Consider the following 22,036-nt stretch of genomic DNA (forward strand, 5'->3'; position numbering starts at 1 on the left):
TAAGCAGATATACTTAAGGAATGATACAATCAATTGAAGAAGGCAGAAAAGAAGACGGTAATCGTTCTATTGCCGACAAAATAAAAAAGAGACTACACAATCTAGACAAAACAGTAGAGAATAATCAGGGTAGATGGGCTTGGGAACTCTTGCAAAATGCCAAAGACAGCATTGCCGATTATCCAGACAGAAAAATATCAGTTCAAATAGAACTTGATGAAAATCAAGTTGTCTTCAGACATAATGGTATTCATTTTACTGAGAAAGATATTAGAGGGCTAATCAATCAAATATCGTCTAAAGAAGTTGAGGAAGGCGAGGAAACTACGAGAACTGGTCGTTTTGGTACAGGATTTTTAACCACTCATTTATTATCTAAAGTAATAGATATAGAAGGAATTGTTGAAACCAATGACCTTGAACTGTATCGTTTTCAGTTTCCTCTCGACAGGGAAGGAAGTTCAATATCCCAATTAGTTCCTAAAATTGAAAATGCTTGGCAAGAGTTCCACAATTCAACTACTCAAATTCAAGATAATTACGAACTGAATTGCTATAATACATCATTCAAATATCACTTAAATACACCAGAGCAAAAGAAAATTGCGCGAGCTGGAACGGAAGAATTTATGTTGCTGATTCCATTTGTGCTAACATTCATTCCAAATATTGAAAAAGTTGAGATTATCGATAATGTTGAAAATGAAACCTTATCGTTTAGTAATCAGGAATCAAATATTGATGAATCTGTTTTTACAATAGAAAAGGATTGTAACGGAGCAATTTCTCAAATCTATATTTTAAATATCTCAAATGAGAAGGTAACTATTGCTGCAGAAGTTGAAAAAAAGGAAGATGTTTTCATCATAAAAAGCCACAAGAATGTTCCCAAATTATTTTGTGACTTTCCACTAATAGGTACAGAGTCCTTTCATTTTCCTGTCATTGTAAATAGTTTTTACTTCAATCCCCAAATAGAAAGAGATGGAATTTGGCTTAAAGGAAGTGAAGATCCAGAGGTAATGGAAAACAAGTCATTATTAAAGGAAGCTTTAGACCTTTATAAAACATTAATGGATAAGGTATCATCTCAGAATTTCAACCATCTATTTAATATGGTAAATTCTAAAATGCCCGAAACCAACGAAAAATATTTTGATGAATATTGGTATTCAGAAAATATTCAGGACCCTTTAAGAACATTTTTGTTACAAAAACCAATCATAGAACTCGAAAGTAATTCTAAAGAAAAAAAGCTTCCTAAAGATGTATGGTTTCCATCAAGAAGTTATTCTAAAGAAGTACAGAAAAACTTGTGGAAATACACCTACGATTTATATGATGAAGCTGTTTGTAAAGAAAGTCATTTACAAGATTGGGTTGAAATATATTGGTCTGATTGGAATAAAATTGACTATGAGGAACTAGCAAAGGATATCGAAAAGCAAGAGAGCATTCAAAAACTGAGCGAAACCCTTGACAGGGATGAAACTGAAACTTTTGTATGGTATAATGAAGTATGCAAATTTTTGCTAGAGGTAGAAACCAATATCATTTACTTTCAAAATAGAAAAATACTACCCAATAGGAAAGGGGTTTTTAAACTAAAAATGAACGTATTTATTGATAAGATTGAAGATGATGAGTTGATTTCTATTTTAAAACTTTTAGGTAGTGATTGGGAAAATCTACTTTTGCATCCGAAAGTCGGTTTTGGTAGTTATCAAGTTAAAGAAAAGAAAGATATAGCAAGTGAGATTTCTGATTATCTGAAAAATCCATCACTAAAAGATGAAAATGTGATTTCAGCTATTAGCTTATTGTCGGGATGGTTCGAAACAAATCACAAAGAGGCTAAAGAAATTATGCCAGAATTGTATCGAAAAAAGGCGCAACTTTTTATGAATACAATCTCAGATAAAGAGAGTCTTTATAAAGTAATGCGGAGCAAAACGAATTTAGAGCAATTGTCCAAAGTAGCTAAGGCTTTGGAAGATGACCCTAATTTATTGCAAACATTCAATCAAGCAGAACAACTATCAACTCTTTTAAGAGATTATAATGTAAATAGCCTAGAAGAACTAAAAATAGTTTTAGAAAGTTCTAATACTAGCCATCCAAAGGCAGAAATTACTCAAGAAGATTTAGCTGGATTAGGTGTAACTTCTATGGACGAACTGGAAGAAGCGCTTAAGGATAAGGATCTAGCAGCTTTATTTAATCATACCTCTAGACCAAATGCCAATATGTTTTTATATGCCCAACAATTGATAGAACGATCAAAACAAAATATCATTGAGCATTTGAAAAGCCACCCAGATTATGATTGTACAGACATTGATGAATTGGCAACAACGGTTTTAGGCGGTATTAAAAAGAATGGCGTTGATGTTCATATTGTAATGAGACCCTCAGATAATGGACAGGTAATAGTTTTTTATTCTTCAGAGAAAGACACCCTCGATTATGCAAATGCAGAGCTGTGGATTGATAATGGTAAGGACATTCCAAGACATTTAACTTTGGGTACCATTCTTAAAACAACAGGTATTAATAAAATCCCAGTTTAATTATGGATTGGAAAGAAGAGATAAAAAAAATAGTTGGTCAACCGGAGAGCCAGACCTTAGAATACAAGGCAGTATTACCGCCTTCTAGAAATGTAGCGCAAATATTATGTTCTTTTGCTAATACAGAAGGTGGGTATCTAATTTTGGGTGTTACGGATGATTCAAAGATTAATGGTTTAAGCGAGGATTTTCACGCCAACACAATTACTCATAAAGCTTTAGATTTATTAACCCCTAAACCAAATATTGAATATCAATATGTAAACATCGAAGACAAAAAATTATATGCTATAAAAGTTGATAAATCTGATTCGATTATTTCAGTTGAGGGCAAAGTTTACATCCGGAAAGGAAGTAGAACAAACCTTGAAGACCCTATTACTGTTAGTTTTAATGTGGGTGGTTACGAAAAAATAAAGCTCATCAATTCTCATTTAGAAGAGCTCAAGAGCGATGCTACATATGCTAAAATCAGTTTTATAGAGCACTATCAAAGTATTTTAAAGATTGTGGATGATTTAGGAGATATTTTATATCCTGAAAATCCTGAAAACCCAACAACCAATCAAGAAGGTAAAATTCTTAGCAGGATTTTGTTTTCTTCAGTTGTAGATAACTTTGAGACCTATCTTTCAGATTTATTATATGAAATTTTTCTAGCCTATCCTGAAACCTTGAAGTCTCAACAAACTGTTACAATTGAAGAAGTGCTTAATTGTTCTGACTTACAGGACTTTGTGAAATTTTGGGCAAAACAGAAAATAAGTAAACTTCAAAAAGGGAGTGTAAGAGGCTTCATAAAAGACACCAAACAAATTAGTGATTTGCAGGTTTTGAATAAAGATGAGCAAGATAAAATTGAAAAAATCTTACAGATTAGACATTTATACGCCCATCGAAACGGCATAGTGGATGAGAAGTTTCTTCAGTTTTTTACAGGCGAATTTACAATTGGTTCTGAACACCGAATGGCTATTAAGAAAATATTTGAAAAATTAGATTACCTGACTGATGTGGTAAATAGAATAGATCTTAGTGCTATAAATAAATACAAATTGTCACGAAGTAGTTAAAATACTAAAAAGGAGCTTTTTCCTTAGGATCTCTAACCGTAACTTTCCAAACACCATCTTGCTTTACCAATTTAAAAATGCCTGGTGTTTTGTCATAAGAGGTCGAGTATTTTATCCAAGCAACATCGCCTTCTGTAACTTCATCGATAAGTTTAAAATTAGATTCTGAACCTTTAGGTTTAGCAAACATTTTTTGAAGATTGGAAAATGTGGAAAAACCTTCTGGTGTTGTATGCATTTTAAGCGTGGCTTCTTTACCTTGATAAAAGCTTTCTGCAACGATTTCTGCTACCGATGCAGGATCTGAATTAGTTGTTCCAGCACAGGAAATAAATAAGGCTACAAGTGAGTAAACGGTTATTTTTTTCATGATATTATTAATTTGGGTTATTGATATATTTATGTGATACTTTCATTTCAATATTTCGTTCGCCATCTTTCTCATTTAATTCTAAAACTACTCTTCTGTCATTAGATAACGAAAATTTAGGCATAACATATATAAACCTTACCGTTTCATTTACCACAATTTTAGAAGGCAGATGATGTTTAAAAATAGGCTCTATGTACAAACGTTGTAAAGATTTCTTTTTTCCTTTTTGTCGTGTTTCAACGGAAAGGTTAAGGAAATTCAAATCATAATCCAAAGTAGAATTATTCCTAATTTGAATAACGAAGTAGAGTTCTTCTTTATCAAAAACAATATTTTCAAGCCTCATGATAACACCGCTATTTCGCCTTGTATATCTTCCTAGATATTGTCTTCTATCGAGAAGATAAGAGCAGAATTTTTGATAATAATACGTACTGTTATCAATCTTTTTTTCAAAAGTTTCAGTTTGAATTGAGTCTTTAACTTTTGGTTTTTCATTCCCAATACTACTTGTCATCGGGATAAAATAATTGAGCTTTGAAAGCTGCGCTTTATACCTTACAATATACGAAAAAATTGCGCCATTTCTGTTGATTACCAGTAGATTACTTTCTTTTCCTTGTTTAGCTTGCAATAAACCAAAATATTGTTCTTTTTCTCGATTGTAAGTAAATACAAAGTTTTCTGAACCAGTTATGCCTTGACGAATAGGCTCAGGAAAAAAGAGCGCTACGTTTTTAGTGTCATTTGCATAAATTGTATCAAGAGTACTTGTTGTTTGCGCATTCAAAGAAGCGGAAACAATAATTAGAGTCAAAATGTTGATATACTTTTTCATAAGAGAGCGTTTTTAAATACCCATTATGGGTCATAATTTTGGTTTTAGAATAAGTTTATAATTGTTTAATACGGTAACCTTTACATTTCGATTACTGCGTCTTAGTACCTTAGTAATACCACCTACTTGTGGAACAGTTGGGATATTGATATCGCCAATAACATCGTCTAGAACTTCATTCGTTGCTTCAGCTCTAAAGTTGTTTTCAACATATATGCCTTCACTACCATCTTGTAAGTCGAAAGCCTTGAGTTTTGTGGGATGATGATTGATATTTTCAATTTCAATTAAAGCACGATTAGGCTGAAAGCTTATGAACCCGAATAAAAAGGTGTTCTTGGGCATTTGTTTACCATTTATTGTTGCAGCTTTAGTAAGTCGCATTCTCAGTCTAGTATTAGCCTTTACAATTTGGTCGCCATCAACAACCACGTAAATGGTTGCGTCTGTATTGCCGATAATTGAAAGCTCATTGGGTTTTGGTGCAGCTGCAAAAAACAGTTGATGCTCAAGGCCTAATTCTTTAGCTTGAATTTTAAGTTCTCTAAGTATTTCTGAAGAATCAATTTCTATAGGTTGCTTCTTTTCGACTTTCTTCTGTCCGAAGTTTTGATATTTTTTATCAGAATATTGAATTTTGCCTACATCATAAATACTATCTACAATACGTTTTCTTTCACGTTCTGGAAGTTCTGGATCGTAATAACCCATAGAATCAATTAATTTTTCATCATAGATGCTGGGTGCATTGGTTTCGCGTACTTCTTTTAAATCATTAAGAGCATCTAACTTAGAATCATACTCTTTTTGATTTTCTTCCAAATCTGGTATCAAGGTCTGTTCTAGGTTTCCATTCTCATTGTCATCATCGCCCATTACCACCACGGAATAGGAAATCAGGAATATGAAAACAATAGCTAATACTGCTATAAATACGATTTTATTCTTTTCTACTTTCATCGCTTAATTTTTTTAGAGTGTTTTCGAAATAATTTGTAATTAAAAGTCCGTGTGGATTATTGGGAAAGTTTCGGTCAACCATAATTAGGTTTCCGGTGGAAACCAATTCATATGTGTCGATTATTGAACCTCTGTTGATTTCAAAAATGGTGGTTGAAGTAAAACCATACGTGCCATTATTTTCTGTTATCTGCGACTCGATGCTCAGTACTTTTTGTACTAAGGAATATTGCAATAATCGATTATAGACACCATCAGCTTTTTTCTGACGATATAAGTTATCGACTGAACTATTACCAAGCCAAAGTGCCTTTTTAAGATTTTTTTCATAATTGCTTGCATCGATATTATAGAAGTAGTTGTGAAACAGTTCTAAATGTGCCAAAGCTTCAACCTTAAAATTTTCTTTTTGGTTAACGAGTTTCAGCGGAATGATACTGCCATCTGTATTAATGGCAAAAGCACTATTCATCGCATTTTTATTTGTATTAAATGCCATCCAAACCGAAAAAGTACTAGATAGCAATGCACAAACGACTACTGCCAAAACGATAAATCGATTCAATTTTAGAACGTTGTATATGTTTTTATAAGGTGTTTTCATTGTGGGTTGAATTAGCTGGTAAACAATCTAAGAGTGAAAGATGTAGCGCGTTTATATAACTTGAACTTCAGGAATACGATAAAGCCAACCGAACCTAATTGTACCACAGGTGCAAAAAAGCCCTGGCCAAAATCGGTACCAAACAAGTTGGTCCAGAAGTTGGTGTTTATTTCAGTATAGATAGCATTGACAAATACATTGACCAGAAAAAATGCTGGCACTAACATATAAACTGCTGCATAGAGTTTGAAAAATGTGTAGGCAAGAGAGCGGAATTTTTCAAATACAGCTAAACTTATAACCAATGGGAAAAATGCTTGCATAATGCCTAAAAGAAAGAAACGTTCTGCTAAAAATAGAGGGTAGATAAACAGGTCAAGAATCCATAAAATGGTACTCAGCATAAAAGCTAATATCTTGAATCCATAAAGTGGTGTTACTAAAGCTTCATAAAGCAACGTCATTGCCATACTTGCAGCATCTAATAAACCGACTTCTTCTTCAAGCGGTAAATCCTGTAATTGCAATGGTAATAACGCAGGTGCAGTCCCTCGATATTGTCCTTCAATAGCAACTAAAATACCATCGAAAAACCCTAACACCTGCGTTGAAAAAATAACCAATAGCACCACAGCAAAATTCTTTGCGAGTTCGCCTGGACTCAATCCCCAAGAATAGCCATCTTTATCCACAATACCTTCATTGTATTTTTTTAGGATATTGACCAGAAAAAACAATACAGCAAGCGTTTTCATTCCTGCAATGGTATATTGCGAAAAACTGCTGTTCTGTATGGTTTGAAATACCGTGTCGATATATTCTAGCCCAATTCCTAAAATGATGGTTGCGGTCATTTTTAATAGTTTGTTTCGCGATTATTGACTTTATCCTGCATTTTTCTGAAGGAAATAATGTCTCTGTATCGTTTTGTTTTTGTAGTTATATTAGATACCATTTCTTTGGATTCCTGTTCCTTCTTTTTAAGAACTTCTGCACGTTCGGCATCGGTCATTTTAAGATTATCGCTGGATAAAATTTCGCCCATAAATTCAACGGTGTCCAATGAGTTTTGGACTATCGCATCGAATGATTCTGCAATTCGTGTAACTTCTTCAGGTTTTATATAAGGCGAGTTCAAAATGTCTTGCAAATCGTTTTGCATAACCTGAATAAGTCGCTGGTTGTTTTGCGCAATTTCCTCAACCGCTCTGAGTTGCTGCACCACACTCGACACTTTTTCTATGGCTTCTTTTGCATCTTTTAGAAATTTCACAGACTTAATCATTTGAGCGGTCTGTTTGCCAGATTCTACAAGTTGTTTTACCAAACTGATAAAATTGGTATTGTCATAAGTGGGCATACCTTGGGCGGTAGCACCGCTAGGCAATAAAAAGGCAATACTAAAGATTAACCCGATTATTACTGTTTTGATTTTTGTTTTCATTGCTTTTAATTTTTAGATGTGAATTGAATTATTGCTTTTTGCATATCGTGATGCTCTTCGTAGAGCTTCATGATGTCCTCATTTTCTCGTCCATCGGTTAAATAGGCTGCATACACTTCTTTTGGAACTTCGAGCCTAAAAATGTTGCTTTCCTTTCCGATTTTGATGAACATTTCGGTGTACTTCCTTTGTCCAGAAAGATTGTTTTTTATAGATTTTAATTGGTTCAGATCATGGCTAGAGAGGTTGAGTCTTTTAACCAGTTCATCATAACCTTTTTCATTATTCAGACTGTAGATAACTTGCGTGTTTTCTAATATGCTTGCGGATGTTGAATTATTCGGAAGCTGATTAATGGATTGCAGAATAATACCAATAGCGCCATTTTGTTTTCGGATAGCTTGATAGTAGAACTCTACACTTTCAAGAACATTTTCAAACTTCAGTTGTTTGGCAAACTCATCAAATAAGATGATACCTTTTTCAGCTCTGTTTTTCCAAATGGTTCTTTGGATGGCAGATTTAATCAGCTTCAACATTACAGACAGGATTTCCTTGTTGTCCTTTACTTCGTCGAGTTCAAAAACAATTAATCGTTTGTCTTCTATTTTATAAGTTTGGTCTTCGCTGACCTCAAATAGAAAACTATATAGACCATCGCCAACATACTCAGACATCACATGCAGAAAGCTTGTAACATTAAAGTAGTCGGGATGGATTTTTAATGTGCTCAGAAGATTTTCCTGGTGCCTTTCTATAAAGTTGTAATAACCTTCCAATGAATGATTTTCTGAAGTGCTATTGTAATAATGGCGCAGTATCTTTTTAACCGAAACTGATTGCGCTTTAGTTACTTTTAAATCCGAAGCAAACAATTCAAAAAGGAATACCGATAAATCCTCTAACCGTTCCGGTGTTAAATCATTTACATCACTAATATAAAAGGGATTGATACCTAAGTTCTTTCCGCTTTCGTATCGTAATACGGTATATTTTTCAGGATAGAGCTTGGCGAATTTGGTATAAGAACCACCCAAATCAATAACAACTAAGCGAACACCACTTTCAAAATATTGGCGCAGAATGTTATTCGCCAAAAATGATTTGCCTTCGCCTGTAGGTGCGAAAATGGCAAAATTTCTAGCCTTGATTCGCTTCTTTTTTTCATCCCAAACATCTTTTAATACCGGAATATTATGCTCTCTATCATTAAAGATGATGCCTGTTTTATCCGATTTGTAATTGGTGTTATTTATAAACAAGCAAAGGGCATGCTTTAAATCAGTTACGTATAGATCGTTGTTCGAGAAATTAGACGAAAAACAGCAATAGCTATTCAGTATGTAATTTTTACGTTCCTCGCCTCTTGGATAATAAGGAATGATATCCAGTTCCTTAAATTCGGTTTTAATCTTAGAAGTTATTTTATCTAGTTCTTTAGCATCCTTAGACCAATACACAATATTGAGATGACCACGTATGATTCGTGAATTATCATCTGCATTGATTTGGTCCAAAATGTGCTGAATTTTACCAAGCACCACTTTGTTCTGTGAACCAAAATTGGAACTTTTATTAAGTTCCTCTATTTTCTTATCTAGTAGCTTGCGCCACTTCTGTTTGTCATCCAAATAGAGTATCTGGTTAACAATATGATTTTCATTAAGAGTTAGACCTAGACCATCAATAAATCCTTGATGAAATACAAAATCGTCCGAAGTGAATTTCTCATTGGTTTTGCTACTTTGTACATTTTCGCCAAAGCATAATTCGCTGTTGATGGCAAGCGCATCAAAATGGTTTTCGCCTATATTGACGTTTTTCTTTTCAAATAAAATATCTGTATCGAATCCTTCATTGAAACCATTGAAATAACTGCTCGTTAATTGCTGAATGTCTTCTGTATTTAGTGGAAGGAATTCTATTTTTCTACTATTATTTATAAAGGAAACCGAATCGTTTACAGCGTTTGCGAAGCTCTTAATGTTATCGTCCAATTCTTGTACAATGCCTTTTGAAATTTTTCTGAAGGGATTGACGTATTTCGGATTATTGAGAGCCTTGTTTTTGGTTAATATGAAGAACAAATAACATTTGTGCTCAATATGTCCGCGACCTTTAAAATGCTGGTGTGTGACTTTTTCTAAAAAGGTGTTATTTGGAAGTTGTTCCGAAGCATACGTTTTTTTTAGGTAGATGTCTTGTTTATGGACAACAGTTCCAATAGGTAAGGATTTCAAAGCTTGAAACCATGCACCATGCATATCTTCAAAATCCTTTTCGGATAAGGAATAGATTTCTGGCAGATTACCTTCATAGCATAAAACCACATTGCCATTATTGGCAAACACGATATGGTCTTGAATATCTACAATGGGTTGATACGCTGAAATATTAATCTTGTTCATAATCGAAGCCGGAATTTCTTTTGTTGCTTATAATTCTTGGGAAGGCTTTTGCCATCTGAAAAAGTTGTGGATTGTGGGTTATGCGCGTCAAGGCAACATATAAGGCTGAATTGAAAATCAGAATGCCAATTATCAACACAAAACTGAAAGAGAAGATGATAATTAATAATGATGCTAATATAGAAACCGTCATTAAGGCAAACAGGGAAATGGGCAATCCAAAAATGACTGCCCGTTTCCTAATGTTTTTATAGACTTCGTACTTTTTCATACAGCTTTTCTAATAAAGCCCTCGATGAGGGTCATTAAACTACTATTGTTATTAAGTAAGTGAAGATGCCTACCACAGCACCAGCTATGAGAACAAATACTAAAACACGAGTAATCCCTTTTTTAAGGTCTGCGTTTTCGCCAAAGAAATGACCAGCATTAAATAGAAATCCAACAAGGAAGATGACACCTAGAATGATTGGGAAAATGGCTCTGATAGTATCTGAAACATCATTTACAGAATCTTCAATACCACCAATTTGTGCAAAGCTTGATGCTGATGTCATCAAGAATGCGAGTAAGATAAAAATTGATTTTTTCATAATTATTTGGTTTAGCCTGTAGAGGCAGTTTCTAATTTTACTTTATGAAATCTATTATGAAATGAAGATGAAGGAAGAAAATCTCTAAATTTTAACGCGAGTTGGTGTTAAACTTTTAAAGATTATTAAGGAAGTGATTGATTTCTTGAATATTGTGTAATCTAAAACGATTATTATGAACACATTAAATCAAATTACACTCTTACTATTTTGTCTAGTTTTTTTAAATCTTACTTATACACAAAATGGTAAAGACCAAGTTAGGAATCCTATTGTAGTTATAGATCCTGGACATGGTGGAAAAGACGCTGGTGCAACAACCAGAACTGGTATAAAGGAAAAAGATATTGCTTTGGGTATTGCTTCTAAAATAGTGGTGCTAAATAACACCTTATTTGAAAACCCTATAGTGTTATTTTTAACGAGATACACAGACACATTGATATCACTTAGTGATAGAACCGAACTATCCAAAAAACTAAAAGCTGATATATTCATTTCGATACATTGTAATCAAGCCATAAACAGAACAGCATCAGGAACAGAAGTTTTCATTCATCCTAAAAGCGAAGTGCAAGCCGAAGAATCTGCCTATTTAGGATTTATGATACAAAAAGGATTGGCAGATATACTTGGCATTAAAAACAGAGGATTAAAATATGGAAATTTTCAGGTGTTACGAGATAACGACAATAGTAATGCAACGGTTCTTTTAGAACTTGGATTTTTATCTCAAACTGATGAGGCGATATATTTATCTAAAGAAGAGTCTCAAAGTGCTGTTGCTTTGGTTATACTTCAATCGATTATTAAATTTTTGGGGTTATGAGTGAGTTTATGATTGCGATTGTTAAGATTTTAAAAGAAATTTTAGTTGTGTTTTTTAATATTTTATTCCAAAAATGAAAATAGAATTAATGCTTTAGGGAAAGATTATAGATATAGTTATTCTTTAAAATATTCAGGAGTGTTAAATGCTTTAAAAAATTGTTAGCTAACAATCTATTAAACTATTTTTTAAATTAAAGAATTACTTACATTTGTTTAATGGGAAAAGGACCAAGAAATTATAGTCAACTAACAAGAACTAGACTTTTCAGTTTATCAGGTAACCAATGTGCATTTCCTGGTTGCCCTATAACTTTTACAAACCCAGAGAACGATACAAATCTTTCAAATATATGTCATATTGCAGGTGCAGAAAAAGGAGGAGAAAGATATGATCCTAATATGACTGATAAAGAAAGAGCTAGTTATGAAAATTTAATTTTGCTATGTGCTAACCATCATCTTACAACTAATGATGTTTCAAAACACACGGTTTTATCATTAAAAAAGATGAAACAAGACCATGAGAAAGAAGTTTTGAGAAAAATTGGTGCATCAGATATTTTAAATAAATACCCTTCATCTTTAGCTTTGATTATTAATCACATCAGTTCAATAGACATAGAAAATGTCGATATGCTGACTTCAACTAATATTTATAGTCCTGATAAAAAAATCACTTATAATGAAGTTGTGGTTTATAAACCAATTCTTGAAGAGTATAAAGTTTATCATGGAAAATTGAATAAAATTTACTCTGAAATTGAAAAGCAAGGTTCTTTTAAAAAAGAATTGCTTTTACAAAATATCAATAAATTATATTTAAAAGCCAAAGGAGAATTACTTGAAATAGATACTAGTATTGAAAACATTCGAAAAAATGCAGATAAATTAATTGAACTTGTCGAAAAATATTTATGGGAATTATATGAAAAAAGCCCAAATGCTAAAGAAGATATTCCTTTTGAAGCTGTAAATGTTGGTATGAAAATTATTATTGTTGATGCATTTGTTAGATGTAAAATTTTGGAGGAGCCTAAATGATTTTAAATAAAGACATAAATCCAGAACATTCACTATATTTTATAGGTTCGTTAATTATTAATGAACTGATAAGGTCTGATGATAAAAATTCCGATTTCTTAGAAGTATATCGTGGAATTCGAGATAATCATCCAATTACAATGAATATATTTACTCTCAGTTTAGATTGGTTGTTTCTAAATGGAGTTGTAGACATCAAAAAAGGAAAAATAGAAAAATGTTTCTAAAGCTTTTAAAAATAGAAAATGATAAAAATATCATTAGAGATATTCCTTTTCATAAAGGAATAAATTTAATTGTAGATGAAACTAACTCAGATAATGAACAAGAATCTGGTAATAATGTAGGGAAAACAACTGTTATAAGGCTTATCGATTTTTGTCTTGGTGGCAAAGGAAAAAACATTTATCAAGATCAAGAATTTAAAAGCAAAGGAAACAATGTAATTGAAACCTTTCTTAAAGGAAACAACATTATAATTACTTTAGTTCTAAAAGAAGATTTAGATGTTCCTAAATCAAGAGAAATTACAATACGTAGAAATTTTTTGGCTAGAAAAGAGAAAATCCAAGAAATAGATGGAGAGCCATTCAATGATGAAAATTTCAAAAAAGAATTAAAGAAATTAATTTTTCATTCGGAGAAACTAAAACCAACTTTCAGACAACTTATCGCCAAAAATATTCGAGATGAAAAAAACAGACTTGTTAATGCAGTAAAAGTATTGCATTTTAACACTACTGCTGATGAGTACGAACCATTATATCTTTTTTGGTTAGGTATCGATTTGGATGATGCAGACAAGAAGCAACGATTACTTTCACAAAAGAAAATTGAAGAGAACTTACAAAAAAGATTACGCAAAGAGAGTAATCTATCTCAGATTAAACAATCATTAACTGTTGTTAATCGTTCAATTTCAGAATTGGAAATTACCAAGGAGAATTTCAATATAAATGAAAATTATGACAATGATTTATCGTCATTGAATACTATAAAATCTCAAATCAATAAAATTTCAACTGATATAAGTAAAACAGAAATAAGGAAAGAGCTCATTGAAGAAAGTAAATCCGAACTTGAAAAAGAATATTCTAATATTGATGCCTCACAGATTCAATTTTTATATGAAGAAGCTAAAATTTTAAATCCTTCAATCCAAAAGTCGTTTGAAGAAACATTGAATTTTCATAATTCAATGCTTTCAGAAAAAATTAATTTCATAACTGAAGAACTTCCTTCACTAAATGAATCAATAATATCCAAGAGGAGAGAGCTTCAAGAATTATTAATTAACGAAGAAAAATTTACTACAAAGCTAAAAAAGTCAGGTGCAGTTTCAGAATTACAAGAAATAATTACAAGCCTTAACATAGCTTATGAAAAAAAAGGTAGTCTCGAAGAATTGAAAAGATTATGGGAGAAATCCATGGATAAGTTAGATGAAATTTCTGATGATTTGGATGAAATAGATAAATCAATTACTGATAAAGACGGTTTAATACAAGAGAGAATATCCGAATTCAATAAGTATTTTTCATCAATTTCTAATAAGTTATACGGAGAACAGTTCGTTATGAGTTCTGATAAATCAGAAAAAGGCTATGAATTAAATATAACAAGCCTTAGTGGAAATTTGGGAACGGGAAAAAAGAAAGGGCAAATTGCTGCTTTTGATTTAGCATATATTCAATTTGCTGATTCGCTTGATATTGAATCCCTACATTTCATTATTCATGACCAGATAGAAACAGTACATGGAAACCAAATTTTGAATTTGATGACTACTATTATAAATGAAATAAATTGTCAGTATATAGCACCAGTTCTTAGGGATAAACTTCCGTCAGATATGAATATTTCCATTTATGAAGTATTAAAACTATCTCAAGAAAGTAAATTATTTAAAATCTAGAAAACAAATTGGACACAATAAAGTATTGTGTAAATATTCATGTAAAATTACATTTCTGTTCAATTTTTTTCTAAGCTATAATTCAATTTTCCCCCAAACCAAAGGATGCTCACTAGCAGCAACATTTCTTTTAGAAACGGATTTGTAGATAGACCATTGCGGATGTTTTTCTGGCCACATCGCTTTGCGATTTAAGCCACTATCTTTCATCTTATTAAATAAAGTTGGAGAGAACAACATGTAATCTTTCTGCTTAATATTAACACCCATTCTGTAAGCACCTAATCTAAAGTAAGTACCATCGTTTCCCTTATCAATATCCACTTCAAAAGAGAGATGTTTTGTAATATCTTTTAAGTCTGTGTCTTGAATTAAAGGCGATAAAGAATTACAATAAGATGGCGCGTTAAATGTACCTGCGATGATGACATTGGTTTTACCTTCAGCTATTAGCTTTTTATAAACTTCAGCAATCTTATAAACTTGTTTTTTTCTAATCTTATCGGATAGCTTCCTGTCTTTTGTTGGCTTTTTTAGATAAGCATTTAATAACCAAATGGTTTCTTTTGATGGTGTGCTAATTTCATATTCAATCAAATTTTTATAGTCGTCATTAGTTGCTGCATTGATATTGTGAGTTCTAACTGCATCGAGATTATAGCCTTGGCGCAATGCTATTCCCATTTCTAAACTATCCATATCATTGCCTTGAATCACAAAAGAGTGAGTAAAAGGTTTACAGTCAAATTCTGGTAGAATGAGCTGATTAAAGTCTTCAAATGAAACTCTATCCTCAATTTCTTGTAGCAGTAAAATATCTGGATTTACGTCGGCAATAACTTGTGCTTTATGTTGTGTTGCTTTAGGATGAATAGGAACAGTTTGTAGTTTTATCCATCCATTCCAATCTGTGAGATTACCTGCTTTGTTGTCAATGGAATGGCTAAGACCTTTCATAAAGAGAAAACCTGCTTTTCGTCTCAAAACCGCATAAGGTCGCGGACTTGATTTTTCAAAACCTATTAAAAATGAGAGTTCTCTAATCCGATCTTGTTGGTTTAATGATTTAGAAGGTTCGACCATGAGTTTGTCGAGTTCTGTTGTCCAATCGGCAGTTAAATTTTCGGTTAGTTTTTCTAAAAGACTTCTGTCTCTGTGGAATAAGTTCTGAACATTAAAAGTTGCTATTTTCATAATTTCTAAATATTTATTTTCGTTTATCGCTGGTGTCTTGATCGAATGCTATAAGATTGAATAATTCTCTCATGCGACTGCGTACTCTATTGCCATATAAATCTTCCAATTCTTCAGCATTTAGATTTGTAGTTCCGTGTGTTTTTATATGATGGTTTATAAAAAGTTCATGACGTGAGAGTAAGATTTCGCCCATGACGTTACAGTCCTTTCCGTAGTGTCTTCCAATAGGTTCAACGCCTAAATCATCAAAACAGAAAAACTGTCTACAGCCATAATCCTCGATGGTTTTATAGCCAATATGATTGAAGCCAAATACGATGTTTCTGGAAGGAATTAGGATGTAAGGTTTTTGTAACGGTACGATGTTTTTTAGCAAAATCATTAGGCTCGTTTTACCACAGCCAACAGGACCAGAAAGTAAAATGCCTTTATTTGGGTCAATCTCATTTTTCTCGCAATTTTCTTTGTCTTTTATGAAATAATGGCAGAGTTTTAAGATGATTGGTCGGTCTTCTTCGTAGATTTTAAATTGGTTACCAAAGAGCATTTTTCCTTTAACATCGAGGTAGATTAAGATTTTTTCAAAATCGTATATCACTTCTTTGCCATCAAACGTGCCAATGTCATACGTTTTGTGTTCTTCGACTATTTTACAAGGGTTGACCATAATCTTTGTTTTTATTGGTTCTCAGGTTGTCCGTTTTTTTTTGAACAGCATCTGTAGTTTCAAATTCGTTGGCTTTTAGCATCCAATTATTCGCTGTAGCATACCAATCTTCAATTTTTATTTTGCCACCAATTTTCCATCCGATGCCTTGATAGTGGTTGTAGAATTTCTTGGCTTCATTAGCAGGCCATTTTTTCTTTTTAAAAAAATCAATCACTTCAAATTCATTTTTTGGTAGCTTAGTTTTATTTATGTTTTCTATTTGTTTATTACTGTTTGTATTATGTATCAATGCTTGTTCAGTAGTTGTTTCAAACTCATTCACAGCTTGTTCAGAGGTTGTACCGAAATTGAACAACTTGATTTTACTGCCTTTATATGGATTGTGTGAAGGGAAATATTTTAGATAATTCCATGAATCCATCTGTTTTAAACAGCGATGATAGGTTGCTGTCGAACCAATTTTTGAGAGTTCCATAACTTCTTGCCTGTCTATGTAAAATTCTTCTCGAAATCGGTTTAAATTCCAAAACTGAAACAAAGCCATATACAAGCTGACATGAGTTGTGTTTAGCCTTTTGTCTGCATAGAATTTTTGAAATACAGCATTGAGATGTTTTATATAATTCATACATATTTATTCCGTTTTATGATGCACACGGTTGTTGTCCATAACCTTTTGGATTTCTTCGGAATCATAAAAAATAATTCCACCAACCTTTGTATAGGGTAGTGTGCCTTTAATTCGAAGATTCTGGAGAGTGCCAGGGCTAATTTGCAGTAAGTCCATGAGTTCTGAAGATTTTAGATATTTCTTCAGTTTACCTTGTGCTTGTTTACTTAATAGTTTTTTGATGTCGTCGAGCAATTCAAGTTTAAAATCTCTGAGATCATCTGTAGTAATAATTGTTGCTGGCATAGTAGAACTATTTTTAGAAAAGAACTACCATTTTTCTTTCAACTAAAATGATAGTCCTTGACCTGATTTGACTTTCGTTCTACAAATTTGAATAGTATTGATGGATTTTAATCACAAGTACGACCAGAGTACGGTCAAATTTTAACATTATTAAATTTGATGCTATTTGGTACGTTTTGGGGTTGTAATAAGTGAATTTTAGATTTAAAAAAGAATATAATTGTAACAAAATTATGAAAGCAGGAGGTCAACCGTATGTGGTTAAAAAAAGGAAGATATTTTATTCTTCTGCGCTATCCATTTGTAGGAGTAAACCATTGGATAAATCATCCAAAAATTTGGTTCTGCTTATTTTTCGAGATTTGATTTCAGAGAATATTTTGTAGAAATCCCCAAGGTCAAATTGTAATACTTTTTGTAACGCAATTGCTATTTCTTTTATGTCGACGTTTCCATTATTTATTACGCGATTATAATAAAGTGCATAGATTAATTCTGTCAATGCAGATTTAGAAGATGTCCATTTTAGATTTGTATTATTTACGTAATTGGTTGAATTTCTATTTTTGATTTTATCAAGCCTTAATTTTAGGTAATTCATAAAAAGCTTGTAGGCTTTAATCTTACCTAAAAGCATATCACGTGGCGTACTAAAATCAGGATCTTGAAAATAGAATTTTGATGATGAGATTGAAAAACGGTCTAAATGGCCTCTTGTGTAATATTGCTTATCAAAGTGATGGAGTTTAGCTTCAACATATTGGTTGAAATCAATATTGTATAAATAGAACCGATTAAGCTTTCGAAGTTTTTTCTTTAAAGCTTTTTCTTGGTCTTGAACATTTGATTTTGGAAACTGAAGTTCAAAAGAACGTATTTCGGTATAATAGATAAGTTGAATTAAAGAGGTTTGTTTTTGATGTTTGAAGAATTCTACTTCCTTTGGAACTGAAACAAAATCCGTTTTAATAATAGCTTTTTTAAAATCATTTAAAGTGTTGCGAGATAGAATTATGATTTGTCTGGACGTGTCAAGGATGGATAAAGAACTTTGTTCGATTTTTTCAAGTTCCTTAGTGTAGATAGTATTGCGTAAAGTAAAATCCATCACAAAAGTTTAGTTATACACGCGGTGCCCAATAGATTATCTATTGACTTTTAATAGTATTTGGTAGATTTTAGGTTAGTTTAATAAAGATGGTTAGAAATACATAAATGAAGGACAATAAACTGTGTAAATTTTGCGTATTTGCTATGTGAATTTTATACACAATTCATAAATGCTATTGAGATTAGTTTATTAATTCACTTTATCAATAAGTTCTTGTCTGCTCGAACAGTTTGATTTGTTAAAGATGTTAGAAGCGTGCTTTCTAACTGTACCATAGGATATAAACATATTTTCAGCTATTTTTTTATAACTGTAGCCTTCTATTATCTGAAGTACAATTTCATTTTCTCTATTTGTAAGACCGTATAGGTCTGCAATATCTTGATCTAATTTGTAGGTGTTCTTTAATCGATATAAATAGCTATTTACTTCCATTATAGTAACGAAAAAAAATGATGACGTCATTATGGAATGCGTTATGGGCTGAAAATCGCCGAAATAAGTTAATGCAGGAAGCATAACTAAAGAGAAAATTGAACTTAAACCTAGATTCGTTTGAATTTTAAAATAGCGGTCTCTTTTAGTTTTCTTTTTAATCACTAGAAAGAAATATACAATAAAAACTATGGAAAGTATAGTAGGGAAAATTAGAAATAGACTTCTAGCGAAATCTAGAGAGCCTGTATAGTAATAGGGGATTATAAAAAGTAATGCAAAACAAAGGGAAAGAATAATAATTAAGTTCTTTATTTTGAAAAATGTATTTGGTGTTTTAATATTAAATTCTTTATATAAATACCAAACTAGATAGATGCACATTACAATTGAAATTGAATAAGTTATTATGTATTGAAGGAATCTAGGACCAGGAAAGTTATCGTCTGGTAATAAACCATTCAAAAGATTATATAGTAGAAAAATAATAGCTAAAATTAGATATCGATACTTAGATTTAATGTTTTGACGCTTACCAAATCCAATATTAAAAAGTTGAAAAATTATGATTATGCTAATAACTATGCACAAGAAAAGCACCACCCAATGCATAGAAGAAGCGTAGGTGTATTCTGGGACAAATCGATATTTTTGAATTAAGTAAAACATATAACCACATGTACAACAATATTTTAACTTAAAATTCCGAGAGTACTAAATATAACTTATCTTAGTGTGAATCAAAAATTATAAATCGTAAAATGCTGAATAACAAGTATAAACTAGGTCTTTTCCCTACGGCTTTGGAGAGAATGGATAACTTATCCAAAGTCTATCCAAACTATAATTTGTATATCAAAAGAGATGATAACTCAGGTTTAGCATCTGGCGGAAACAAAGTAAGAAAGCTTCAGTTTTTTATTTATGAAGCTTTAAGTAAAGGATGTGATACGATTATTACAGCTGGAGCCCAACAATCTAATCATTGCCGACAAACAGCAGCAGCTTGTGCTAAAGCAGGACTAGAATGCCATCTACTGTTAGGTGGTAAGAAGCCTAAAAATTACAATGGTAATTTATTGCTTTCTCATTTATTAGGAGCTAAAATTCATTTTACTGGAGATAATAGAAAAGGGGAAGATATAATTAAATTAAAGCAAGATTTAGAAATACAGAAAAGAAATGTTTACGAAATTCCTTATGGTGGATCTAATTTACTTGGAGCTTACGGCTTTTTAGATGCTGTTAAAGAATTGAAGGAACAACTTTTAGAAAATAACTTGAAAATCGATTACATTTTCTTTGCATCAAGTTCTGGCGGAACACAAGCTGGGCTTAAACTTGGTATAGATTTATACGATCTTGATATAAAACTAATGCCAATTAGTATAGATAAAATTGGTTTAGGAGATAAAACACTAGACGATGCTGTTTTAGAGATACTGCATCAAGGTCAAAAAGAATTGAGTATTCAAAAAACGTACTCAATTAAAGATGCAACACTTATTAGAGATTATGATAAACCTGGTTATGGAGTAATTACTGAAAACGAAAAGATGGCCATAAAGCAATTGGCTCAAAGTGAGGGTATATTGTTAGACCCTGTTTATTCTGGTAGAGCTTTTTACGGGATGATAGATCATCTTAAAAATAATAAGATAGAAAAAAACTCTAATGTGCTCTTTTGGCATACAGGTGGCTTACCGGCAAATTTTTATTATTCCGAAGAACTTTTAAAATAACTTAAAAGTTGATTACACTTTCCAAAGCATCATCAGCTTCTGTATGAATGAAGTTAGCTTGATAATTAATTGTAGTTTTTAAATCACTATGACGATACAGCTTTTGAAGCATCAATGGGTGGATGGTGTCTCTAGCAATATTTCCGAATGAGTGGCGAGCAATGTGCATTGTTACTTTCTTATTTATTCCAGCTTTCAGAGCAATAGACTTTAAGTTCTTGTTGAATTTTTTATTAGCAGTTTTAATTTTATTGTATAAGTCTTTAGCATCGTCAAGATTAGCTTTTTTTAATTCTGGAAATATAAAGTCATCATCATAATTCTTATTGCAAACATATTCCTCTAAAATTATATCGATTTTTAATGGTATTTTGAGAGAAAGCAATTTGGAATTTTTACCCATTCTGTAATGTAATCTACCATCATAAATTTGAGACCATCTTGTTTTTAGAACATCTGAAACCCTCATTCCAGCAAAGTAAAAACTAAAAAGCCATACATTCAATGAATGACGTTCTACATCAGATAGGTTATCTAAGCTCTCGATGACTTTTAACTCTTTCTCTGAGAGTCCAACTTTGACAGTTTCTGGAAATTTTATTTTGAATTTTCCTGACCCAAAGCAATAAAGCTCTTTACTTACAACCTTATCCTTAATCGCTCTATTGAATAACAGACGAATAAAAACCATGACATTCATTGCGGTAGTTTCGGTAAGAGAACAGTTGCCTTTTAAATATATTTTAAATTTTTTGAGAAACCGTTCATCGATTTCTTGAAAAGTTAGATGTCTTACTTTACAATATTTTTCTATATAACTAACCCAAGCTGAGTCAGTAGAAAGACGATTCATTTTCCCCTCAACTTCTAGAGCTTCAAGGTGTTCATCAACAAAATCAAAAAATGTTAGGTTTGATGTGGGTTTGTAAATCTCTTTTTTAATTTGATTTGCAGAAGCATCTTTATTGTTGGTTTGTAGAGTAATAAGACCTTTCCTAGCTTCAGATAATTTTGATGTTATGAGGTTATTTAAACCTTCAGAATTCGGATGGGATTTTTTTATTTCATTATTTTTTGAATCCCAATCCTCTAAATCTATATAATGACCTAAAAGCTTATACGTAGAGCGTCGATTTTTAGTTATTCTAATTGCAAGTGGATAAAGCCCTTTGGTGTTGGGCTTTTTACGTAGAACTATTTTTGCACTTGCTGACATCGTTGACCTGTTTTGCGAAAGTCAAATCAGGATATCATTTGATTAAGTACTTATGTAAAGATACAAATTATTATCTGCGTTTGGGTACAACATAGGTAC

At 32.1% G+C, this 22,036-nt stretch carries 22 protein-coding genes; 7 read left to right on the forward strand and 15 right to left on the reverse strand.

Translation table 11 applies throughout. The features are described 5' to 3' along the window. The first annotated feature begins 20 nt into the window (after positions 1-20). Positions 21-2,570, forward strand: coding sequence for a hypothetical protein (locus Q0876_RS07375; protein WP_299225654.1), 2,550 nt, complete (start codon positions 21-23; stop codon positions 2,568-2,570). A gap of 2 nt (positions 2,571-2,572) precedes the next feature. After that, on the forward strand, positions 2,573-3,643 hold the full coding sequence (locus Q0876_RS07380; protein WP_299225656.1) for a helix-turn-helix domain-containing protein: 1,071 nt from the start codon (positions 2,573-2,575) through the stop codon (positions 3,641-3,643). Positions 3,644-3,647: 4 nt separating this feature from the next. Here Q0876_RS07380 and Q0876_RS07385 read toward each other — a convergent pair whose 3' ends face one another. The 8 genes from Q0876_RS07385 to Q0876_RS07425 all read right to left on the reverse strand — a co-directional run bounded on the left by Q0876_RS07385 (position 3,648) and on the right by Q0876_RS07425 (position 10,863). Next, the gene (locus Q0876_RS07385; RefSeq protein WP_299225658.1) at positions 3,648-4,013 is read right to left on the reverse strand and encodes a hypothetical protein; all 366 of its coding nucleotides are present in this window, start codon (positions 4,011-4,013) and stop codon (positions 3,648-3,650) included. A 7-nt stretch (positions 4,014-4,020) separates the two neighbouring features. Beyond that, positions 4,021-4,854 carry a DUF4138 domain-containing protein gene (locus Q0876_RS07390; RefSeq protein WP_299225660.1) on the reverse strand — a complete coding sequence of 278 codons (834 nt, stop codon included), beginning with the start codon at positions 4,852-4,854 and terminating at the stop codon, positions 4,021-4,023. Between the two features lie 30 nt (positions 4,855-4,884). Next, a complete protein-coding gene (gene traM, locus Q0876_RS07395) occupies positions 4,885-5,814 on the reverse strand; it encodes a conjugative transposon protein TraM (protein ID WP_299225662.1) in 930 nt (309 codons plus the stop codon). After that, positions 5,795-6,418 (reverse strand): conjugal transfer protein TraK, encoded by a 624-nt coding sequence (locus Q0876_RS07400; protein WP_299225664.1) that lies wholly within the window; start codon positions 6,416-6,418, stop codon positions 5,795-5,797. The genes traM and Q0876_RS07400 overlap by 20 nt, the downstream gene beginning before the upstream one ends. 11 nt (positions 6,419-6,429) lie before the next feature. Continuing rightward, the gene (locus tag Q0876_RS07405) at positions 6,430-7,272 is read right to left on the reverse strand and encodes a hypothetical protein (protein WP_299225666.1); all 843 of its coding nucleotides are present in this window, start codon (positions 7,270-7,272) and stop codon (positions 6,430-6,432) included. Between the two features lie 2 nt (positions 7,273-7,274). Next, positions 7,275-7,862, reverse strand: coding sequence for a conjugal transfer protein (locus Q0876_RS07410; protein ID WP_299225668.1), 588 nt, complete (start codon positions 7,860-7,862; stop codon positions 7,275-7,277). Positions 7,863-7,867: 5 nt separating this feature from the next. Beyond that, positions 7,868-10,270 carry a TraG family conjugative transposon ATPase gene (locus Q0876_RS07415; RefSeq protein WP_299225670.1) on the reverse strand — a complete coding sequence of 801 codons (2,403 nt, stop codon included), beginning with the start codon at positions 10,268-10,270 and terminating at the stop codon, positions 7,868-7,870. A 305-nt stretch (positions 10,271-10,575) separates the two neighbouring features. Further along, positions 10,576-10,863, reverse strand: a complete 288-nt coding sequence (locus Q0876_RS07425; protein WP_299225675.1) for a hypothetical protein — start codon at positions 10,861-10,863, stop codon at positions 10,576-10,578. A 175-nt stretch (positions 10,864-11,038) separates the two neighbouring features. Between Q0876_RS07425 and Q0876_RS07430 the strand changes: the two genes are divergently transcribed. The 4 genes from Q0876_RS07430 (at position 11,039) to Q0876_RS07440 (ending at position 14,650) form a co-directional block, all read left to right on the forward strand. Then, positions 11,039-11,692: an N-acetylmuramoyl-L-alanine amidase gene (locus tag Q0876_RS07430; RefSeq protein WP_299225677.1), complete on the forward strand. Its 654-nt coding sequence runs from the start codon at positions 11,039-11,041 to the stop codon at positions 11,690-11,692. 218 nt (positions 11,693-11,910) lie between these two features. Then, positions 11,911-12,735, forward strand: coding sequence for an ABC-three component system protein (locus Q0876_RS07435; protein WP_299225679.1), 825 nt, complete (start codon positions 11,911-11,913; stop codon positions 12,733-12,735). Next, positions 12,732-12,962: an ABC-three component system middle component 6 gene (locus Q0876_RS15685; RefSeq protein WP_367276637.1), complete on the forward strand. Its 231-nt coding sequence runs from the start codon at positions 12,732-12,734 to the stop codon at positions 12,960-12,962. Before Q0876_RS07435 ends, Q0876_RS15685 begins: the two co-directional genes overlap by 4 nt. Continuing rightward, positions 12,953-14,650, forward strand: a complete 1,698-nt coding sequence (locus tag Q0876_RS07440) for a DUF2326 domain-containing protein (protein WP_299225682.1) — start codon at positions 12,953-12,955, stop codon at positions 14,648-14,650. Before Q0876_RS15685 ends, Q0876_RS07440 begins: the two co-directional genes overlap by 10 nt. A 75-nt stretch (positions 14,651-14,725) precedes the next feature. Here the strand turns inward: Q0876_RS07440 and Q0876_RS07445 are convergent, their stop codons facing one another. The 6 genes from Q0876_RS07445 to Q0876_RS07470 all read right to left on the reverse strand — a co-directional run bounded on the left by Q0876_RS07445 (position 14,726) and on the right by Q0876_RS07470 (position 19,648). Then, complete coding sequence (locus tag Q0876_RS07445) at positions 14,726-15,844, reverse strand: hypothetical protein (protein ID WP_299225685.1); 1,119 nt, start codon at positions 15,842-15,844, stop codon at positions 14,726-14,728. 13 nt (positions 15,845-15,857) lie between these two features. Then, positions 15,858-16,514 carry an ATPase gene (locus tag Q0876_RS07450; protein ID WP_299225688.1) on the reverse strand — a complete coding sequence of 219 codons (657 nt, stop codon included), beginning with the start codon at positions 16,512-16,514 and terminating at the stop codon, positions 15,858-15,860. Further along, positions 16,498-17,145, reverse strand: a complete 648-nt coding sequence (locus Q0876_RS07455) for a hypothetical protein (protein WP_299225691.1) — start codon at positions 17,143-17,145, stop codon at positions 16,498-16,500. Before Q0876_RS07455 ends, Q0876_RS07450 begins: the two co-directional genes overlap by 17 nt. Before the next feature lie 6 nt (positions 17,146-17,151). Then, entirely contained in the window at positions 17,152-17,433 is a 282-nt protein-coding gene (locus Q0876_RS07460) for a helix-turn-helix domain-containing protein (protein WP_028283588.1), read from the reverse strand. 280 nt (positions 17,434-17,713) lie between these two features. Continuing rightward, positions 17,714-18,541, reverse strand: coding sequence for an RteC domain-containing protein (locus Q0876_RS07465; RefSeq protein ID WP_299225695.1), 828 nt, complete (start codon positions 18,539-18,541; stop codon positions 17,714-17,716). A gap of 192 nt (positions 18,542-18,733) precedes the next feature. Further along, a complete protein-coding gene (locus tag Q0876_RS07470) occupies positions 18,734-19,648 on the reverse strand; it encodes a helix-turn-helix transcriptional regulator (RefSeq protein WP_084553660.1) in 915 nt (304 codons plus the stop codon). Between the two features lie 92 nt (positions 19,649-19,740). On the opposite strand from Q0876_RS07470, the gene Q0876_RS07475 reads away from it, so the two are divergent. After that, a complete protein-coding gene (locus Q0876_RS07475) occupies positions 19,741-20,721 on the forward strand; it encodes a D-cysteine desulfhydrase family protein (protein WP_299225700.1) in 981 nt (326 codons plus the stop codon). A gap of 1 nt (position 20,722) precedes the next feature. Here Q0876_RS07475 and Q0876_RS07480 read toward each other — a convergent pair whose 3' ends face one another. Continuing rightward, positions 20,723-21,937, reverse strand: coding sequence for a site-specific integrase (locus Q0876_RS07480; protein WP_299225703.1), 1,215 nt, complete (start codon positions 21,935-21,937; stop codon positions 20,723-20,725). Positions 21,938-22,036: the final 99 nt, after the last annotated feature.

The organism is uncultured Psychroserpens sp. (assembly GCF_947503375.1).
In the GTDB taxonomy this organism is placed as follows: Bacteria; Bacteroidota; Bacteroidia; order Flavobacteriales; family Flavobacteriaceae; genus Psychroserpens.

What these genes read in the sequence shown, in the direction of transcription:
- Q0876_RS07440 (WP_299225682.1), top strand. Translation starts at nt 12,953, where the DNA reads ATGTTTCTAAAGCTTTTAAAAATAGAAAATGATAAAAATATCATTAGA.
- Q0876_RS07410 (WP_299225668.1), bottom strand. Translation starts at nt 7,862, where the DNA reads ATGAAAACAAAAATCAAAACAGTAATAATCGGGTTAATCTTTAGTATT.
- Q0876_RS07460 (WP_028283588.1), bottom strand. Translation starts at nt 17,433, where the DNA reads ATGCCAGCAACAATTATTACTACAGATGATCTCAGAGATTTTAAACTT.
- traM (WP_299225662.1), bottom strand. Translation starts at nt 5,814, where the DNA reads ATGAAAGTAGAAAAGAATAAAATCGTATTTATAGCAGTATTAGCTATT.
- Q0876_RS07425 (WP_299225675.1), bottom strand. Translation starts at nt 10,863, where the DNA reads ATGAAAAAATCAATTTTTATCTTACTCGCATTCTTGATGACATCAGCA.
- Q0876_RS07380 (WP_299225656.1), top strand. Translation starts at nt 2,573, where the DNA reads ATGGATTGGAAAGAAGAGATAAAAAAAATAGTTGGTCAACCGGAGAGC.
- Q0876_RS07470 (WP_084553660.1), bottom strand. Translation starts at nt 19,648, where the DNA reads ATGTTTTACTTAATTCAAAAATATCGATTTGTCCCAGAATACACCTAC.
- Q0876_RS07405 (WP_299225666.1), bottom strand. Translation starts at nt 7,272, where the DNA reads ATGACCGCAACCATCATTTTAGGAATTGGGCTAGAATATATCGACACG.
- Q0876_RS07475 (WP_299225700.1), top strand. Translation starts at nt 19,741, where the DNA reads ATGCTGAATAACAAGTATAAACTAGGTCTTTTCCCTACGGCTTTGGAG.
- Q0876_RS07415 (WP_299225670.1), bottom strand. Translation starts at nt 10,270, where the DNA reads ATGAACAAGATTAATATTTCAGCGTATCAACCCATTGTAGATATTCAA.
- Q0876_RS07455 (WP_299225691.1), bottom strand. Translation starts at nt 17,145, where the DNA reads ATGAATTATATAAAACATCTCAATGCTGTATTTCAAAAATTCTATGCA.
- Q0876_RS07465 (WP_299225695.1), bottom strand. Translation starts at nt 18,541, where the DNA reads ATGGATTTTACTTTACGCAATACTATCTACACTAAGGAACTTGAAAAA.
- Q0876_RS07435 (WP_299225679.1), top strand. Translation starts at nt 11,911, where the DNA reads ATGGGAAAAGGACCAAGAAATTATAGTCAACTAACAAGAACTAGACTT.
- Q0876_RS07400 (WP_299225664.1), bottom strand. Translation starts at nt 6,418, where the DNA reads ATGAAAACACCTTATAAAAACATATACAACGTTCTAAAATTGAATCGA.
- Q0876_RS07445 (WP_299225685.1), bottom strand. Translation starts at nt 15,844, where the DNA reads ATGAAAATAGCAACTTTTAATGTTCAGAACTTATTCCACAGAGACAGA.
- Q0876_RS07450 (WP_299225688.1), bottom strand. Translation starts at nt 16,514, where the DNA reads ATGGTCAACCCTTGTAAAATAGTCGAAGAACACAAAACGTATGACATT.
- Q0876_RS07375 (WP_299225654.1), top strand. Translation starts at nt 21, where the DNA reads ATGATACAATCAATTGAAGAAGGCAGAAAAGAAGACGGTAATCGTTCT.
- Q0876_RS15685 (WP_367276637.1), top strand. Translation starts at nt 12,732, where the DNA reads ATGATTTTAAATAAAGACATAAATCCAGAACATTCACTATATTTTATA.
- Q0876_RS07480 (WP_299225703.1), bottom strand. Translation starts at nt 21,937, where the DNA reads ATGTCAGCAAGTGCAAAAATAGTTCTACGTAAAAAGCCCAACACCAAA.
- Q0876_RS07390 (WP_299225660.1), bottom strand. Translation starts at nt 4,854, where the DNA reads ATGAAAAAGTATATCAACATTTTGACTCTAATTATTGTTTCCGCTTCT.
- Q0876_RS07430 (WP_299225677.1), top strand. Translation starts at nt 11,039, where the DNA reads ATGAACACATTAAATCAAATTACACTCTTACTATTTTGTCTAGTTTTT.
- Q0876_RS07385 (WP_299225658.1), bottom strand. Translation starts at nt 4,013, where the DNA reads ATGAAAAAAATAACCGTTTACTCACTTGTAGCCTTATTTATTTCCTGT.